At 46.0% G+C, this 16,729-nt stretch carries 13 protein-coding genes and 2 pseudogenes; 9 read left to right on the forward strand and 6 right to left on the reverse strand.

Annotated elements, in window-relative coordinates; translation table 11 throughout:
* Positions 1 to 14: 14 nt before the first annotated feature.
* The 4 genes from A8140_RS20855 to katE2 all read left to right on the forward strand — a co-directional run bounded on the left by A8140_RS20855 (position 15) and on the right by katE2 (position 4,099).
* Positions 15 to 602, forward strand: a complete 588-nt coding sequence (locus A8140_RS20855) for a TetR/AcrR family transcriptional regulator (RefSeq protein WP_005529699.1) — start codon at positions 15 to 17, stop codon at positions 600 to 602.
* Positions 603 to 704: 102 nt separating this feature from the next.
* Positions 705 to 1,736: an NADP-dependent oxidoreductase gene (locus A8140_RS20860; protein WP_005529698.1), complete on the forward strand. Its 1,032-nt coding sequence runs from the start codon at positions 705 to 707 to the stop codon at positions 1,734 to 1,736.
* A gap of 14 nt (positions 1,737 to 1,750) precedes the next feature.
* Entirely contained in the window at positions 1,751 to 2,368 is a 618-nt protein-coding gene (locus A8140_RS20865; RefSeq protein ID WP_005529696.1) for a glutathione S-transferase family protein, read from the forward strand.
* A 294-nt stretch (positions 2,369 to 2,662) separates the two neighbouring features.
* Positions 2,663 to 4,099: a catalase KatE2 gene (gene katE2, locus A8140_RS20870; protein ID WP_005529694.1), complete on the forward strand. Its 1,437-nt coding sequence runs from the start codon at positions 2,663 to 2,665 to the stop codon at positions 4,097 to 4,099.
* A 188-nt stretch (positions 4,100 to 4,287) separates the two neighbouring features.
* Here katE2 and A8140_RS20875 read toward each other — a convergent pair whose 3' ends face one another.
* The 3 genes and pseudogenes from A8140_RS20875 to A8140_RS20885 form a co-directional block, all read right to left on the reverse strand.
* Positions 4,288 to 5,166, reverse strand: a complete 879-nt coding sequence (locus tag A8140_RS20875; RefSeq protein ID WP_005529692.1) for an NAD(P)-dependent oxidoreductase — start codon at positions 5,164 to 5,166, stop codon at positions 4,288 to 4,290.
* Positions 5,167 to 5,282: 116 nt separating this feature from the next.
* Positions 5,283 to 5,525: pseudogene (locus tag A8140_RS20880) on the reverse strand (DoxX family protein); the annotation flags it as partial.
* A 79-nt stretch (positions 5,526 to 5,604) separates the two neighbouring features.
* Positions 5,605 to 7,476, reverse strand: a complete 1,872-nt coding sequence (locus A8140_RS20885; protein ID WP_005529689.1) for a fructose-specific PTS transporter subunit EIIC — start codon at positions 7,474 to 7,476, stop codon at positions 5,605 to 5,607.
* 233 nt (positions 7,477 to 7,709) lie between these two features.
* Between A8140_RS20885 and A8140_RS20890 the strand changes: the two genes are divergently transcribed.
* Positions 7,710 to 8,009: a PTS fructose transporter subunit IIB gene (locus A8140_RS20890; protein ID WP_005529687.1), complete on the forward strand. Its 300-nt coding sequence runs from the start codon at positions 7,710 to 7,712 to the stop codon at positions 8,007 to 8,009.
* 12 nt (positions 8,010 to 8,021) lie between these two features.
* Positions 8,022 to 8,798, forward strand: a complete 777-nt coding sequence (locus A8140_RS20895; RefSeq protein ID WP_005529684.1) for a PTS sugar transporter subunit IIA — start codon at positions 8,022 to 8,024, stop codon at positions 8,796 to 8,798.
* Positions 8,799 to 8,809: 11 nt separating this feature from the next.
* Here A8140_RS20895 and A8140_RS20900 read toward each other — a convergent pair whose 3' ends face one another.
* Positions 8,810 to 9,652 carry a helix-turn-helix transcriptional regulator gene (locus A8140_RS20900; RefSeq protein WP_005529682.1) on the reverse strand — a complete coding sequence of 281 codons (843 nt, stop codon included), beginning with the start codon at positions 9,650 to 9,652 and terminating at the stop codon, positions 8,810 to 8,812.
* Between the two features lie 382 nt (positions 9,653 to 10,034).
* Between A8140_RS20900 and A8140_RS20905 the strand changes: the two genes are divergently transcribed.
* The 3 genes and pseudogenes from A8140_RS20905 to A8140_RS20915 all read left to right on the forward strand — a co-directional run bounded on the left by A8140_RS20905 (position 10,035) and on the right by A8140_RS20915 (position 14,388).
* Entirely contained in the window at positions 10,035 to 11,942 is a 1,908-nt protein-coding gene (locus A8140_RS20905; RefSeq protein WP_005529681.1) for a PTS fructose transporter subunit IIABC, read from the forward strand.
* A gap of 92 nt (positions 11,943 to 12,034) precedes the next feature.
* Positions 12,035 to 13,252, forward strand: coding sequence for a mannose-6-phosphate isomerase, class I (manA, locus tag A8140_RS20910; RefSeq protein WP_414826143.1), 1,218 nt, complete (start codon positions 12,035 to 12,037; stop codon positions 13,250 to 13,252).
* 200 nt (positions 13,253 to 13,452) lie between these two features.
* Positions 13,453 to 14,388: pseudogene (locus A8140_RS20915) on the forward strand (ADP-ribosylglycohydrolase family protein).
* 64 nt (positions 14,389 to 14,452) lie between these two features.
* On the opposite strand, the gene A8140_RS20920 reads toward A8140_RS20915, so the two are convergent.
* Complete coding sequence (locus tag A8140_RS20920; RefSeq protein ID WP_032999968.1) at positions 14,453 to 15,364, reverse strand: DMT family transporter; 912 nt, start codon at positions 15,362 to 15,364, stop codon at positions 14,453 to 14,455.
* A gap of 549 nt (positions 15,365 to 15,913) precedes the next feature.
* Positions 15,914 to 16,570, reverse strand: coding sequence for a hypothetical protein (locus tag A8140_RS20925; RefSeq protein ID WP_005529670.1), 657 nt, complete (start codon positions 16,568 to 16,570; stop codon positions 15,914 to 15,916).
* Positions 16,571 to 16,729: the final 159 nt, after the last annotated feature.

A 16,729-nucleotide genomic window follows, 5' to 3' on the forward strand; every position in this document is an offset into this window, starting at 1 on the left:
TTATAGTATTGCTCATGAACGCAAAAACGAACGATACACGCCAACACATTCTCGATGTCGGCTACCAATTGGTAGTGACCAAAGGTTTTACCAGTGTTGGGCTCTCAGAACTTTTAAAGGCTGCGGATGTGCCGAAAGGCTCTTTCTACCATTACTTTAAGTCGAAAGAGCAATTTGGTGAGGCATTGATTGAAGATTACTTCTCTCGCTACCTTAAGATGATCACAGCCCACTTTACTGAAAGTGAAGGCTCTGGTTGCGACCGCCTTTTGAACTATTTCGAACGCTGGATGGCGATTGAAAATGGCCAATGTAACGCCAACAAATGCTTGGTCGTGAAGTTGAGTGCTGAAGTCTCTGATCTTTCAGAAGCAATGCGCGAAAAATTGGCTTCGGGTGCCACTCAAGTGGTGAAAGCCATCGAAGATTGTGTCCAAGCGGGCATTGAAGACGGCTCAATCCAAGTTGAGTCAGCAGAACAAACCGCCCACTTGATTTACCATCAATGGATTGGCGCAAGCTTACTCAACAAACTGTATCAGGATCGTTCCGGTTTAATGCGTAGCTTTGAGAGCACTCAAAGTATGCTAAAAGGCAAATAACGAACCACACTTAATCCGCCTTATCTTTACCCAAAAAGTACGGCGGATTTTTTAGGAATCAAAACTAGACGACTGGTCTAATAATTAATATAGGAACTTACCATGACCCAAACGCTCAACCGTCAAATCGTATTGGCTAACCGTCCAAAAGGTTCGCCAGTCCCAGAGAACTTCCGTTTAGAACAAACTGCCATCCCTACTCCGAGTGAAGGTGAAGTGCTTTTGCGCAGCGTGTATCTGTCTCTTGACCCATATATGCGCGGCCGTATGAATGAAGGCAAATCCTACGCAGATCCTGTAGAGCTAAACGAGGTGATGGTTGGCGGGACCGTTTGTCAGGTGGTGGAATCGAAGAACTCTGATTTCCAAACTGGCGAATGGGTTGTGGCATACACAGGCTGGCAAGATTACTCGCTATCTGACGGCGAAGGTCTGTTTAAATTAGGCAGTGAGCCGACGCATCCTTCTTATGCCCTTGGTGTGCTTGGTATGCCCGGCTTTACCGCTTATGTGGGTTTATTGGAAATTGGTCAGCCTAAAGCTGGCGATACCTTGGTTGTCGCAGCTGCAACTGGTGCGGTGGGTTCTATGGTTGGTCAAATCGGTAAGCTAAAAGGTTGTCGTGTAATCGGTGTCGCAGGCGGCGCAGAGAAGTGTCAGTACGCAAAAGAGACCCTAGGCTTTGATGAATGTCTTGATCACACCGCAGGTGACTTTGCAGAGCAACTAGCAGCAACATGCGACAAAGGTATTGATGTCTACTTTGAAAACGTAGGCGGTAAAGTCTTTGACGCGGTATTACCTCTGCTAAATGTCGGCGCTCGCGTGCCACTTTGTGGTTTGATTTCTCAATACAACGCGACAGCGTTACCTGAAGGTCCAGATCGTATGTCGATGTTGATGGGCAACATTCTGGTTAAACGCATCAAGATGCAAGGCTTCATCATTTTTGACCACTACGAGCAAAGCTACACAAGCTTCGTCAAAGATGTAAGCCAATGGCTAGCAGAAGGCAAAATCCACTATCGCGAACATCTAGTAGAAGGTTTAGAAAACGCGCCAGTGGCATTCATCGGTCTACTGGAAGGCAAAAACTTCGGCAAGCTTGTTATTCAAACCAATCAACCTGTATAAGAAAGGATTCTTCTATGATTAAACTGCATCATTTAAATCAGTCTCGCTCAAAACGCATCATTTGGTTGTTAGAAGAATTGGAGGTGGATTACGAGATCGTGCCTTACCTTCATGACAGCGTCACTTTCCTTGCGCCACCTGAGCTCAAGAGCATTCACCCACTCGGCAAGTCACCTGTATTGGAAGATGGCGACGAGATCGTTACAGAGTCTGGTGCTATCACTGAATACTTAATTGAAAAGTATGCAGATGGACGTTTTGCACCAGTACGTGGCAGCAAAGCTTACACGCAGTACATTCAATGGCTGCATTTTGCAGAGAGCTTAGCAATGGTTCCCCTGCTGCTCAAGATGTTTGTTGCTAAAGATGGCGCACAGACCAATTTCCTTGCGGACTACGCCGATGCGGAAACCATGAAAGTCATGGGCTACGTTGATCAAAGCCTAGAAGGGAAAACCTACTTTGTGGAAGAGCGACTAACAGGCGCGGATTTCATGATGTCTTTTGTCGTCGATGTCCTAAACAAGTTTGGCGTCATTGAGCGCTTCCCAAACATCCAACGTTATGGTGCACAGCTCGCTACTCATCCTGCGTTTACCAAAGCAGAAGAACTTGAAGTGAAGTTCGGTTAATCGAGTTGAGACCTTCTCAAACCGTTGAGAATTTCTGTCTATTTCGGGAATCTTTGAAATAGGCAGAAACCATTCACACCAAACATGCCTGAATACCATTTATAATCCACACGACAAATAATGTTAATTGACACAAAGCCATTAATTAACAAACACTTAAAGCATAGGTGACACCTATCACACTGATTGCTAATAACAGTTTTTTTCTTCTCGATTGCAGCGTTATTCTCCTCGCATAACTTTCGGATTCACCCAAAAGACAAGATTTATTATCACTATTGCAAGGAAATTCAAATGAGCAAGAAATTGACTACAGCAGCAGGTTGCCCTGTCGCACATAACCAAAACGTTATGACTGCAGGTCCTCGTGGCCCTCAACTATTACAAGACGTTTGGTTCCTTGAAAAATTGGCACACTTTGACCGCGAAGTGATCCCTGAGCGTCGTATGCACGCAAAAGGTTCTGGTGCTTACGGTACGTTCACAGTAACGCACGACATCACAAAATACACTCGTGCTAAGATCTTCTCTGACATCGGCAAAAAAACAGAACTATTCGCTCGCTTCACTACTGTAGCTGGTGAGCGCGGTGCAGCAGACGCAGAACGCGACATCCGTGGTTTCGCACTAAAATTCTACACTGAAGAAGGGAACTGGGACTTGGTTGGTAACAACACACCAGTATTCTTCCTACGTGACCCACTAAAATTCCCAGACCTAAACCACGCAGTAAAACGCGACCCTCGCACTAACATGCGTAGTTCTACCAACAACTGGGATTTCTGGACATCACTACCAGAAGCATTCCACCAAGTGACTATCGTAATGAGTGACCGTGGTATCCCAGCTTCTTACCGTCATATGCATGGTTTTGGTAGCCACACATTCAGCTTCATCAACGCAGAAAACGAGCGTTACTGGGTGAAATTCCACTTCAAAACTCAGCAAGGCATCAAGAACCTGACTGACCAAGAAGCAGAAGCGATCGTAGGTAAAGACCGCGAAAGCCATCACCGTGACCTTTACGAAGCGATTGAGCGCCAAGACTTCCCTAAATGGAAGATGTACGTACAGATCATGCCTGAGCTAGAAGCGGATGAAGTCAACTTCAACCCATTCGACCTTACACGTGTATGGTCTCAAAAAGACTACCCACTGCTCCCAGTTGGTGAGTTTGAACTGAACCGTAACCCAGAAAACTTCTACGCAGAAGTTGAGCAATCAGCGTTCAACCCAGCAGCGGTCGTACCTGGTATCGGCTTCTCTCCAGATAAGATGCTACAAGGTCGTCTGTTCGCTTACGGCGATGCTCAGCGTTACCGTCTAGGTGTGAACCATCATCAAATCCCAGTGAACGCACCTCGTTGCCCTGTTCACAGCTACCACCGCGATGGCGCGATGCGCGTTGATGGCAACTTTGGTTCAACACTAGGTTACGAGCCAAACTACAAACAAGAATGGGCAGAGCAACCAGATTACTCTGAGCCACCTCTACGCATCAACGGCAACGCTGATCACTACGATCACCGTGTAGACGAAGACTACTTCAGCCAAGCGGGTGCCCTATTCCGTCTGATGAGTGAAGAGCAACGTCAAATTCTGTTCGACAACACAGCTCGCGCAATGGACGGTGTGCCAGAGTTCATCCAACAGCGCCACGTTCAACACGCATACCAAGCAGACGAAACGTACGGCAAAGGTCTTGAGATTGCGCTAGGCTTAAGCAATTAAGCGAACGCTGTAATCATCACACTGTGTGATTAAAAGACATAAAAAAGGAGGTGCCCAACAGCACCTCCTGATTTCAAATCATTAATCACTAGTCACAAACCATGCTCAAGGAGATTCATTATGATTAGCTTAGATTTCTTTAAGCTCTTTGATACCAAAGAACTGTTTATCTATTAATGGTTCATCAACTACTGATTTTTAGCGACCGCTTTGATCAGTACTGATGTATCCATGCGACCTAAACCATCTCGTTGAAGGTCTGCGTATTGCTCATCCACTTTCTTCGTCAATGGAAGCTCTAGACCCACTCGCTCTGCTTCTTGCAGACAGAAACCCAAATCTTTGCGCATCCAATCGATAGCGAAGCCAAAATCGAACTTATCTTCCGCCATCGTATTTGCGCGGTTTTCCATCTGCCATGAACCTGCAGCGCCATGCTTCAACGTTTCTACAACTTGAGCGATGTCCAAGCCTGATTTTTGAGCCAGTAGCAAAGCTTCACTCAGACCTTGTAAAACACCACCAATACAGATTTGGTTTACCATCTTACAACGTTGGCCCTGACCGTTTTCACCCAGTAGCGTCATCTGCTTCGCGTACACATCCATCGCTGGAGACACACGGTCCAAAATGCTTTGTTCACCACCACACATGATGGTTAGTACACCATTTTCTGCACCCGCTTGACCACCAGAAACTGGCGCATCAATGAAGTGATTGCCGTGCTTAACACACGCTTCAGCCAGCTCAACCGCTAGGTCTGAAGAAGTCGTTGTATGGTCCACTAACACTGCATCCGCTTTCAAGCCGACCAGAATGCCTTCTTCACCGTAAACAACGCTACGAACGTCATCATCATTACCCACACAGGTAAAAACGATATCACAGCCTTCTGCTGCTTCACGTGGTGTTTCACAAGCCACGCCTTGGTATTCTTCAGCCCATTTGTCGGCTTTCGCTTTTGTGCGGTTGTATACTTTGGTTTCAAAGCCCGCTTTACTGAGGTAACCAGCCATTGGGTATCCCATCACACCCAGACCAATAAATGCTACTCTTAGTTTTTCCATTGCAAGCCTCCTTGAATTCGAAATAAGTGACGTTTTGAAACTATTACTATTTGAAACAGCTAATATTTGAAACATGTTACTAAAGATTTCAGAACATTACTTGCAATAATTTCGTCTTAAATAAGTGCAACAAACTCAATTAAAGGCGAAGCCACCAAAAGTGATAATAAAAGCGTCACCATTGACGGAGTCGCATCTTTCCAAGTATCAAAACGAAAATGGAAAAGCATCGCACCAACGGAGGTGAAAACAATAAAACTTGCACCTATCGCACTTAACAAATTGTTCGCCGATAACAAGCCAATTAACATCAAAATTGCACCCGTTACCTCAACCAGTCCAACCAAAAACATAGCGGAACTTTTCGCAGGGATAAAAAACGCTCCATCAAAAATGATGGCGCTAACTAGCAGATAGCCTTAATTGGGGGCTATGTACTTAAGGGATTCTTTTCGCTTGCAACAGTGCTGCGGCATTGAGCATCGCGTCTTTAGTGCTGACATCCAGCACCTTCATTTTTCTAAATCGCTCCGGCTCTTTAATGGCGACATCGTGAGCGAAGATAACAGACCTCGCCTTGGCGATATCTTTGTCAGTGATTCGGTTAATGATGCCGTTCGCCCCTTGTGTTTCGACCTTGATCTTAATGCCTAACGCACAGGCTGCTTTTTCTAATGACTTCGCCGCTAAGAAGGTGTGCGCCACACCTGATGGACAAGACGTCACGGCAAGAATGTCTGCCTCACCCTCGCCTTGCACAGAGGTGTAAGCTTGAGATTGACCAACCGGACTGTCGTCTTCTGTGACCGTCTTCTTAAGCGCAATAACAATCAATGCTGTGGTAAACGAGCCTGCGATTGTGCCGACAATGTAGCCGACCTTGCCGTCAACGACTGGCAGTACAATCCAGCCGCCCCACGGAGCATGGTTAATGACATGGAACGTAAAACCAATCACGTTACCGACAATGCCCCCAGCAACTATCGCAGGTAGGACGCGAGCTGGGTCACCGGCAGCAAACGGAATCGCCCCTTCGCTGATGCCAATCATACCCATGATGCCCGCCGCTTTACCCGCCTCACGCTCATCACGTTTAAACTTACTTGGCGATAGGAAAGTCGCTAACGCCATACCCAGTGGCGGAGTACAGATCGCAATACCGACACCACCCATCAACCACGGCTGAGTATTCACCTGTGTCTGAGCAAACAAGGTCGCCACTTTGTTGATAGGACCGCCCATATCAAACGCGGTCATTGCGCCCAGTACAGTGCCCAACATCACTTTACCTGAGCCCGCCATACCTGTAAGTACATCGTTCATTGTCGTCATTGCGCTGGCGATCGGTGAGCCAATCACCCACATCACTGCACTACAGGTGACAAACGTACCAACCAGTGGGTAGATAAAGATAGATCCGAGCGAACTCATGCTGTCCGGCAATTGAATCTTCTTCAGTAACCAAACCACAAAGCCGGCGAAAAATCCGACCACAATCGCGCCCAAGAAACCAGTGTTGTAGTGACTGACCGCAATCCACGAACCAATCATGCCCGGAGCCAAACCCGGCTTATCCGCAATCGAATAGGCAATGTAACCACCCAATACCGCGGTAAACAGCGTCAAGCCAGCGATACCCATCTCAGCGATATCTGCCAGAATACCTTCTTCCGGAACGCCGCCATGGCCTGAAATCATCACAGACAGAGACAATAATACTCCGCCCGCGACAATAAACGGAATCATATGAGAGGTGCCAAACAGCAAGTGTTCTTTCATTCTGCCGAGCTTTTGCGCCCAAAGGCTGAGTGGCTCAGACACAAACTCTAAAGGGTCGATACCAGAGTCATTCGCGTTTGATTGAATATCAGTAAGTAGCTCGCGAGCTTCCTCCACCGACTCCGCCGCTTTTAACTTATTGACGAAACCATCTTCAATGATTTTGGTGGAAATTTGTGCCAAGACTTCGATGTGGTGATGGTCATCCCCATCCGGAGAAGCCAGCATGAAAAATACGTCAGACAGTTCGCCATCATCAGCGCCGTAATCAATCCCTTTTCGACTGATGCCCACTGCGACCGCGGGTTTAGCGACTGCATTACTTTTGGCGTGAGGAATGGCAATACCCTCGTCAAAGCCGGTATTGCCAATCTCTTCTCGTTTCCAAATGTCCGCCAAGAACTGACTTTTGCTAGTGAGCTTGCCCGCCGCGTCCAACAATCCGACGAGCTCTTTGAGCGCTTCATCTTTGGTTTGAGCCTGCAAATCCAAGCAAATGGTTTCCGGCTCAATAAGGTTTAATATGTCCATTGTTTGTACCTTGCAATGTTCACGCTCGTGAGTCATGAGTTATTTGTTCCATCTATGACTGTGTACAGAGTAACCAACACTCGTCCTTTCCAATACAGGACAAAAAGTGCATTAACTGGATTAATGTAACATGAGATTTAAACTGTGATAGAGCTCTTGCGATTATCTGCTTTAAATCCATCCTTCCGACGACCACTATGCTAAAGTCCACAAAAAAACAAAGTGGATAGAACATGAAAATCGTAGCGGTGACAGCGTGCCCTACAGGCATTGCTCATACTTATATGGCGGCAGATGCGCTAATGAAAGTTGCGCCTAAGCATAACGTACAAATTAAGGTAGAGACGCAAGGTGCGATGGGTATTGAAAATCAGCTCACTCCCCACGACATTGCACAGGCGGATCGTATCTTAATTGTGTCCGATATTGAGATTGAGCAGCCAGCCCGCTTTGAAGGCACCAACAAAGTCCAAATCCCAATTGAAGATGTGTTACTCAATGTCGATAAAGTGTTCCTCGTGCACTGTCGATGATACGCTGTGCTGATGAACGAATACCAAATCACCTTTTTTGTCGAAGATATTAATGCCAGTGCTCACGTAGCGCAGCCCCTCAATCGCGTCGCCAAAAAGTTCAAAAGCACCATACACATCATTAACATAACCCAAAACCGCATAGCTGAACTCACCAAGTCAGTCGCGGTTTTACAGGTCGGCTTGCAGCAAGGCGACCTGTGTCAAATCACTGCCATCGGTATTGATGCCGAGCTTGCCTGTTTCGTTATCAAAGACATCATTGCTGAGAACTTTACAGTTGTCGGCTCCCACATTAATTACGAGTTCTCAAGCCAACTTGCGGAGCGACTTCCCCAGATTTGCCCACCGTGTGAAATACAATGGCATTACGCCAAAGCGCACACTGAGCTCACCAAGTTTGAGTGCTTGAAAGGGCTAGCACAGCTTATTCATCCGATTCACCCAGACGAACTCATTCTCGCCTTTATCAAACGTGAAGAGCGGTCCTCAACCGCAGTAACTCCGGGTATTGCCCTGCCCCATGTGATGTTCGAAGGTGTAGACCACATTTCTATCGCAGTGATCGCTAACGAGATCCCGATGGATTGGGCATCCAAAATGGGTGAAGTGCATCTTGCTATAGCATTAGTAATGCCATCGAAACCCACACGCGAACACATCATTGCAGCAACCAACCTAACTCGTAACCTGCTGACGGACCAAATGGCTGAACGTTTACTGCTAACAAAAAGCAGCGTCGACTTGCAGGCGCTTCTGATGTACGCCATGTCGAGGCTGCTTGCTTAGTCTTTACTGTTCTAGATTGAACCGCGATATTCCGTCGGCGTTCTGCCCGTTCGGTTCTTAAATACTCGGCAGAAGTAGTTCACATCTTTGAATCCACAACGCACCGATACCTCATTCAACTTAAAGTTATATTTCTTGAGCATAAACTTCGCACGGTCTACCCGTACCCACGTAATGTAATCGGCTAACGTCATGTGACCTTGCTGACGGAACAAACGCGACAAATGGTTAGAAGAAATGCTGAATCTCGACGCAATACTGTTACGCGTGATTGGGCGGTGGAAATTCTCTTGGATGTAGATACAAATGCCCTGATACAGATCTTGCACTCGGCTGTGTGCCTGCGTCTCAATAGGCGCATCTAACATCGACTTAGCGTATTGCAACAAGGCTTGCAGCAGCAACTCATCCATTGGCTTCTTATTGCACTCACGAGCCAATGAACTCAGCGCTTCCAAGATATTATCAATGGCAAATCCAGAACGAGTTTGAATACTGTGCTTTTGGATATCGTAAAAGCTCGCTTCCCCTTTACGTTTGGACACGAGACTCAAACCCAATTGACGGCGACCAAAGAGAATACTTAATACCGAGCAATCTGTATCCCAGTCAGGTTTATTCCAACAGTTAGGCGGAATAAATATCGCATCACTGGTTTTCGCCACGTTATGCGTCACTTTGCGATCATGACTTTCCATTTCATTAATATATTCACCAGACAAGACTAATTCTAATCGAGGGAAGTTAACCTGATAGCTAAATTCAGGTGGTGTATGAAAATCACCAGCAAACCATATATTGTGAAATGGTTCTCGCTCGTTTAATACTGATGAAATCAAATCATGAAAAATCATTTTACGTACTCTTAAACACGCATCCATGATGCTATACCCATAGATATACACCCTACTGGATTTTTGTGCTATTGAGCAAAATCACACTTCCATTTTAAGGTTACAAAAATCCAGTTAACGCATCAATTATCCAGTCTAGTAAATCATCAATAAAGCTCTTAAAGCCTTATATACGGGAGCAATAACACATTTCACTTATGGTTCATCGACTTCCACACAATGTCACAGATATGCAGTAAGTTTATCCAGCAGACGATCTACATCACACTCTAGTCGGGCGGTTACAATCGTCCAGTAAATGCATTTTTTCTTCACTACTGTCTCCGCTTGGTTAATTTCAAAATACCCCTGAAATAAAAATTATATTTATAGGGGTTCGACAATGATCACCAAACTAATAAATGAAGACTTGATTAAGCTTGATCTTCAAGCGACTTCGAAAGAAGACGTATTTAAAGAACTGGTTGCAGTTCTACACGCCCAAGGTCGTATTTCAGACCAAGAGCAATTTCTTGCAGATATAAAAGCACGTGAAGAATTAGGTAATACCGGATTTGAAGATGGCGTAGCTATCCCACACGCAAAAAGTGCAGCAGTCATCGAACCAGCGGTTGTGATCGGCGTAAGCAAATCAGGTATCGAATACGGCGCGGAAGACGGTTTGCCTTCAAAACTGTTCTTCATGATCGCTTCTCCAGACGGTGGCGATAACCACCACATCGAAGTACTTGCAGAGCTGTCTTCAAAATTAATTGAAGTTGGTTTCATTGATGCGTTTTTAGGTGCAACAAACAGCCAAGACGCACTGGCACTCCTGCTTGCTAAAGAAGAGCCGCAACCAGTGGCAGACGCACCAGCAAACCAAGGCTTCATCATTGGTGTTACTGGTTGTCCCGCGGGCGTTGCGCACACTTACCTAGCAGCAGAAGCGCTAGAGAAAGGTGCAGCGGCGATGGGTTACGAAATCAAGGTTGAAACGAACGGTTCAATCGGTGTGAAAAACAGCCCAACCGCAGAAGAAATCGAGCGTGCAGACGCAATCATCGTGGCATGTGACAAGCAAGTCGACATGAAGCGCTTTGCGGGCAAACGCGTGGTAAAAACCAACGTAAAAGCCCCTATTCGCGATACTCAAGGTCTGATTAACGAAGCGTTAAGCGCTCCAGAATACCAAGCAGAAGCAAGCAGCAATGCACAAGCGTCTGTTGCAAACAAAGCCTCTCTGGCTCGCTCTGACCTGTACCGCTACTTGATGAACGGCGTGTCACACATGATCCCATTCGTTGTAACGGGTGGTCTGTTGATTGCACTTGCTCTTGCCGTCGGTGGTCAGCCAAGTGAAGCGGGTATGGCTATTCCTGAAGGCAGCATGTGGAACCAAATCCTCAACGTTGGTGTAGTTGCCTTTACGCTGATGATCCCAATCCTAGCGGGTTACATTGCTTACGCGATTACTGACCGCCCTGCTCTAGCTCCTGGTTTGATCGGTGGTTGGATTGCAAACAACGGTTCTTTCTATGGCGCAGAAGCTGGTACAGGCTTTATCGGTGCCATCATCGCTGGTCTGCTTGTGGGTTACTTCGTGAAGTGGATTACGTCGATTAACTACCACAAATTCATTCAACCTTTAGTGCCAATCATGATCGCGCCAATCACAGGTTCGCTATTCATCGCTGGTCTATTCATCTTCGTTATCGGTGCGCCAATCGCAAGCCTAATGGACGGTTTGACTGCGCTGCTAACGAGCATGAGCACAGGTAACGTCGTTCTACTGGGTATCGTACTTGGTGGTATGGCTGGCTTCGATATGGGTGGTCCATTCAACAAGGTCGCATTCCTATTCTCTGTGGGCATGATTGCGAGCGGTCAAACTAAGTTCATGGGTGCGATGGCGTGTGCAATCCCAGTTGCACCTCTAGGTATGGCACTGGCAACGGCACTGGGTCGTAAGTTCGACCTGTTCGAAGAATCAGAAACCGAAGCGGGTAAAGCAGCAGGCGCAATGGGGCTAGTTGGTATCTCTGAAGGTGCGATTCCGTTCGCAGCGCAAGATCCAATGTCAGTGATTCCAGCAAACGTACTTGGCTCAATGGTGGCGGCAGTAATGGCGTTCTCATTCGGCATTACCAACAGTGTTGCTCACGGCGGTCCAGTTGTCGCTCTACTTGGCGCAATGAACCACCCAGTACTTGCTCTGATTTGTATGGCAGCTGGCGCAGTAGTTACTGCAGTAACGTGTGTAACTCTGAAGAAAGTTCGCAAAGCAAAAATAATGCAAGCAGCCGCTTAATTTCCCCTCCCCCCGAATGGCTCCTATGGCTTGGGCAATGTCGCCCAAGCCATGATTTTCTCTCATGGTGACACTCTATGTCTGATTTAACGATGTCCGATACACAAACGATTCAAACTCAAGCAGCGCATCCGATGTTTTTCCTGATGAACAACGTAATTCAAAACTACGCTTGGGGCAGTACTACTTCTGTTAACCAACTGTTTGGCATTGAAAACCCAACGGGCGAACCACAAGCAGAAGTATGGATGGGCGCGCATCCAAACGGTTGCTCATTGGTGATGGTAAACGGTGAGGAGACCAAACTGTCTTCACTGATTGCTCAAGACATGAATGCCTTTCTGAGTGAACAAGTCGCAAACCGTTTTGGTGAACTTCCATACCTGTTTAAAGTGCTTGCCGCTGAGAAAGCACTGTCGATTCAGGTTCACCCAAACAAACAGCAAGCAGAATTAGGCTTTGCTCTGGAAGAAAAACAAGGCATTCCCCTAACCGCTGCAAACCGTAACTACAAAGATCCAAACCACAAACCTGAGTTGGTTTACGCGCTAACCGAATACCAAGCGATGAATGGCTTCCGTCCAACAAGTGAAATCATCAGCTTCTTCTCTGAACTGGCGATTCCTGAGCTACAAGGCTTAGTGGATGATCTAATCACAAACCAAACGCCAACGGGCTTAGCAACCTTCTTCTCGGGTCTACTGTCACTAGAGGGCGAACAGAAAGAGATGGCGTTGACGGTGCTATTGGCTCAAGTTCGCATCACCGACTTACCTCTGTTCAACCTGATTCTTGAACTAGAGAAGCAATACCCTGGCGATATTGGTTTGTTTGCACCACTGATGCTTAATGTGATTACCCTACAACCGGGCGATGCCATGTTCTTGGATGCAGAAACGCCACACGCTTACTTGAAAGGCACGGGTCTTGAGATCATGGCGAACTCAGACAACGTACTACGCGCTGGTCTGACACCAAAATACATGGACGTGAAAGAGCTTGTTGCATGCACACGCTTCAATGAGAAGCCGTTCGACAGCCTATTGCTCGCACCGAATGAAATCGACGATATGTTGGAATACCCAATTCCTGTCGACGATTTCAAATTCGCCATCGTTAAGCAAGTTCACCAGCGCACTCTAGAAGTTCAAACCGCTGAGATCCTTATGCCTCTGGATACCAAACTTGTGATAACTCACGCTAACGGCGAAACATGCGTAGTTGAAAAAGGACAATCAGTTTTCATTCCGGCTTACGCAAAACAGGTCACTTTGGATTGTGAAGGTCTTGTCGCACGCGCTTACAGCTAATCGTTATTATTGATAGTACGCCACTAAAACCAACGCCTCGCCACTCGCGGGGCGTTTTGCTTTTAACCCTAGTCTTTTTAACCCTAGTAAAAAATGGTTAATTAAGCGCTATAGTCTTGCTCCAAAAAAGAAACATTTCCCTACAAAACCAAGAAACTGTGTAAGACTTATTGAGTAGCCCTGTTGTTAAAGGTGGCAAGATGACTCATAGAAACGCTCGCTCTCTTCATGCCATTATCGGCGCACTCGTCGGTGATGCAGCATCTCTCGGATTTCATTGGCTTTACGATCAATAGCTCATCAGGCAGTTTGGTTCTCCGCATCCGGAATTTCATCAACCTAACCGAACTGAATACCATGACAAAGGTTATTTTGCCCACGGTAGCAAGCAAGTCGGTGACCTCACCCACTATGGTGCACAGCTTGTTGCCATGTTAGACGCTCTAGTTCAAACCGGACACTACGACGAGGCGCGTTACATTCGCTCCTTTCGAGAATGGTTTGATTTTGGTGGTAAATGGCAGGGTTATACAGACAAACCGACTAAGCAAACAATGCTCAACATTTATGAGTTGGAAGCCAAAGAGCTGCGTGTGACCCTATGTGGGGCTGACGACACACAAAACCCTACATTATCTAAGATTCCGTCGTTGGTGGCTTTTCATTCCGATGATGACAAACTCGCTAAACTGGTCGATTCTGCAGTGCGGGTTACCAACAACAACGACACCGCGGTGATGTATGCACAAGCTATCGCAGTGATGATTCAACTCGCTCTACAAGGCGTAGCCCCAAAAGCATGTGTAATAGCGGCTCAGACGATATCTTCGACTATCGCGAACGACATCAAAAGAGCAGAAGCCATGAGCGGAAGAAGTGCCACCAGCGTTGCGGAGTCCGTTGGGATGCATTGCGGTTTAGGCGCTTCATTTGTGGTGATTTGTCATTTGCTGATGAACTCAGAAAGTTACGAAACCACCATGCGTGAGAACATATACTGTGGCGGCGATTCAAGTGGTCGAGCCATTCCACTCGGTGCCATTCTTGGGGCAAGTTATTACGACACGCCAATGTCGATTCCAAATCACTGGATGGATAAAACCGCGCTACCTCGCCGTTTACTGCAGTGTTTATAAAAGAAGGGGGTGTTGCGAGTTCAGGGCAAAAAAAAAGAGGCCCATGAGAGCCTCTTGCTATGTGTTACTCGGCGGGTACTGCCACTGAGCGTAACTTGAAAAGCTTCTTAGGTGCTTTGGTTAACAAAATGCCAAACATAAGAGGTAGCATTAAGATAATCGACTGCTCTGAAAGCATTTCTCCATTAATAAACGCGGATAGGAATAACGCGACCAAAGGGAAAATCAGAAAACAAATCGAAGCTTGAAACGGTGTCGAAACCTGACCAAGTTTAAAGTAAGCCACAATACCGCCAACACTTGCCACAAAGCCAAGATAAACCACCGCTAGGACTGAGTCGTAAGTAAATGCCGCTACATCAACTTGCTCACATACTGCCGATAAAGCGAACAGTAGCAGAGACGCAATAAAGCAAGGCACCGCGTTATAGGTCAACACCTGAATGTCCTTGCAGTACTTTTGAACTAACACATACATTACCGCATGCATCGCCACCGCAAGCGCTAAAGACAGCGTACCTAGTAAGTAATCTTCCCCACCCAGTTGCATCTCGTTGCCCAAAATTAGACAAAGACTTACCACTGCCGTCAACAAGCCAAACACTTGGTGACGCGCCAAACGCAGCCCCAAAAACAGGCCAGACATTAGCATCACCGCAACCGGCATGTTGGCAAAAATAATCGATGCAAGACCCGACGAGATGTATTGCTCTCCGTAAATCATCAGCGTAAACGGCATCGCAAAGTACAAAACAGCCACGATAAAAATCCAATGACGTTTACCTTTTGGGAACATCAAAGGTTGTTTGAATGCTTTTGCCATCACAAACAGCAAAGGTGCAGCAAGGAAAAAACGCATACCTGTGGCAAGAACAGGGGGAATAGAGTGCAATGCGACTTCCATTGCGAACCAAGTGGTTCCCCAGATCAAACACACAGACAAAAAGAGCAAAAATATAAAAGACTTTGAATTCATGACGACGACTTACTTAAATTATTTAATATTTACTGGCTTGTATCACCAGATTTACGTGTCACATTCTAAAGTCTTCCCTCGAGAAACATTTTGCTATTTGTAGGGTTCTTTACCTGCTGGATAAAATTATTTTCCACAAATAAAATAATATGAAGAAATTTTTTCTACAATATAAATAAATAGCAATATCATTATTTTACTTGTGGTTTTTTATCTCGTTTAAAATATTGGGTGGTAGCACGGTACGAAAGAGCACTTGAGCCAAAAACATACACTTTTTGGCGACCGTACTAACCATTCCATCACCCTAAAGGTTTAGTTGTGTGATGACAGATAGTGAATATTAAACCAATTGCATATATAGTAGCTCTTGCAATCCTTAACGCTCTGACTGAGCTTCGCCCTAGCCTGAGCCAATGCAGGCTAGGGTATTTTTTTAAGTTTCGCACAGACAAACAAAGCAGCCAGAGAGTCTCAGCAGAGTTAAAAATGCACCAGTCATCAACTGGTGCATAAAGCGAAAGGTTGAATACTGACTAATCTAAAAGACTAAAGAGATTCAAAGCCAACACTAGCTTCCGTGTAGCCTTTTCTTTCAGAGTTATAATCGATAGCAACATTCAGGTGGCCTGATAGTTCACCTTCTGAGGCATAAACTGGGCAAGTCGCAACATGCGAAAGATACGTTGCCTCTGTCGGCTTCATAAAGTAGTAAATCTGCTGTAAGTCACACTCACCAACGCTCTTACCAGATGACTGAAGGCTTGCTCTTTGCTGATGAAAGTTAGGAGCAGCATCTAGAAGGTAGCTCGGTGTTAGCGTGTAGATATGAGTCTGATAGATATCGGTAAACTCGATGCCTGCTTTGTACATCTGGCTGCTCATATCGTAAACGACGTTTAAGTGCCAATAAGCAATTTCAGATTCATCCGTAACTTGCGCACCAGGTTTTGAGTACATACAAGTAATCTGGCTGTGTGGGGTTTCCATATCTTGATCAGCCATGTGGCCTTTCTTGATAGACTGGATACCACAACGATGCAGCGTAAAACCAGACGACGCCATGCGATCACGGACTTGATGAGCAGATTCATACTTTGTATGCACTCCCTCAGGGGTGCTACTGGTGATGTCAACTGAGTTGTTGGCATGAGCTTGTAGGCTAATACCAGCGATGAAGACGACTGCAACTTTTATATTTTTCATAGTAATGTTCTATTCTCCTCGTTAGATTCGAGAGGGAAACTAACCCACCCAACAAATATGAAACAACTTAAATATAAAAATTTGTGATATTAGATCCATATATCAGGATTAAACTCACTCTAGAAGCGGATAAAATCCTTTTTATTCATATAATTAACA

It is taken from the genome of Vibrio campbellii CAIM 519 = NBRC 15631 = ATCC 25920, assembly GCF_002163755.1.
Taxonomy (GTDB): Bacteria; Pseudomonadota; Gammaproteobacteria; order Enterobacterales; family Vibrionaceae; genus Vibrio; species Vibrio campbellii.

What these genes read in the sequence shown, in the direction of transcription:
- A8140_RS20855 (WP_005529699.1), top strand. Translation starts at nt 15, where the DNA reads ATGAACGCAAAAACGAACGATACACGCCAACACATTCTCGATGTCGGC.
- A8140_RS20860 (WP_005529698.1), top strand. Translation starts at nt 705, where the DNA reads ATGACCCAAACGCTCAACCGTCAAATCGTATTGGCTAACCGTCCAAAA.
- A8140_RS20865 (WP_005529696.1), top strand. Translation starts at nt 1,751, where the DNA reads ATGATTAAACTGCATCATTTAAATCAGTCTCGCTCAAAACGCATCATT.
- katE2 (WP_005529694.1), top strand. Translation starts at nt 2,663, where the DNA reads ATGAGCAAGAAATTGACTACAGCAGCAGGTTGCCCTGTCGCACATAAC.
- A8140_RS20875 (WP_005529692.1), bottom strand. Translation starts at nt 5,166, where the DNA reads ATGGAAAAACTAAGAGTAGCATTTATTGGTCTGGGTGTGATGGGATAC.
- A8140_RS20885 (WP_005529689.1), bottom strand. Translation starts at nt 7,476, where the DNA reads ATGGACATATTAAACCTTATTGAGCCGGAAACCATTTGCTTGGATTTG.
- A8140_RS20890 (WP_005529687.1), top strand. Translation starts at nt 7,710, where the DNA reads ATGAAAATCGTAGCGGTGACAGCGTGCCCTACAGGCATTGCTCATACT.
- A8140_RS20895 (WP_005529684.1), top strand. Translation starts at nt 8,022, where the DNA reads ATGAACGAATACCAAATCACCTTTTTTGTCGAAGATATTAATGCCAGT.
- A8140_RS20900 (WP_005529682.1), bottom strand. Translation starts at nt 9,652, where the DNA reads ATGATTTTTCATGATTTGATTTCATCAGTATTAAACGAGCGAGAACCA.
- A8140_RS20905 (WP_005529681.1), top strand. Translation starts at nt 10,035, where the DNA reads ATGATCACCAAACTAATAAATGAAGACTTGATTAAGCTTGATCTTCAA.
- manA (WP_414826143.1), top strand. Translation starts at nt 12,035, where the DNA reads ATGTCCGATACACAAACGATTCAAACTCAAGCAGCGCATCCGATGTTT.
- A8140_RS20920 (WP_032999968.1), bottom strand. Translation starts at nt 15,364, where the DNA reads ATGAATTCAAAGTCTTTTATATTTTTGCTCTTTTTGTCTGTGTGTTTG.
- A8140_RS20925 (WP_005529670.1), bottom strand. Translation starts at nt 16,570, where the DNA reads ATGAAAAATATAAAAGTTGCAGTCGTCTTCATCGCTGGTATTAGCCTA.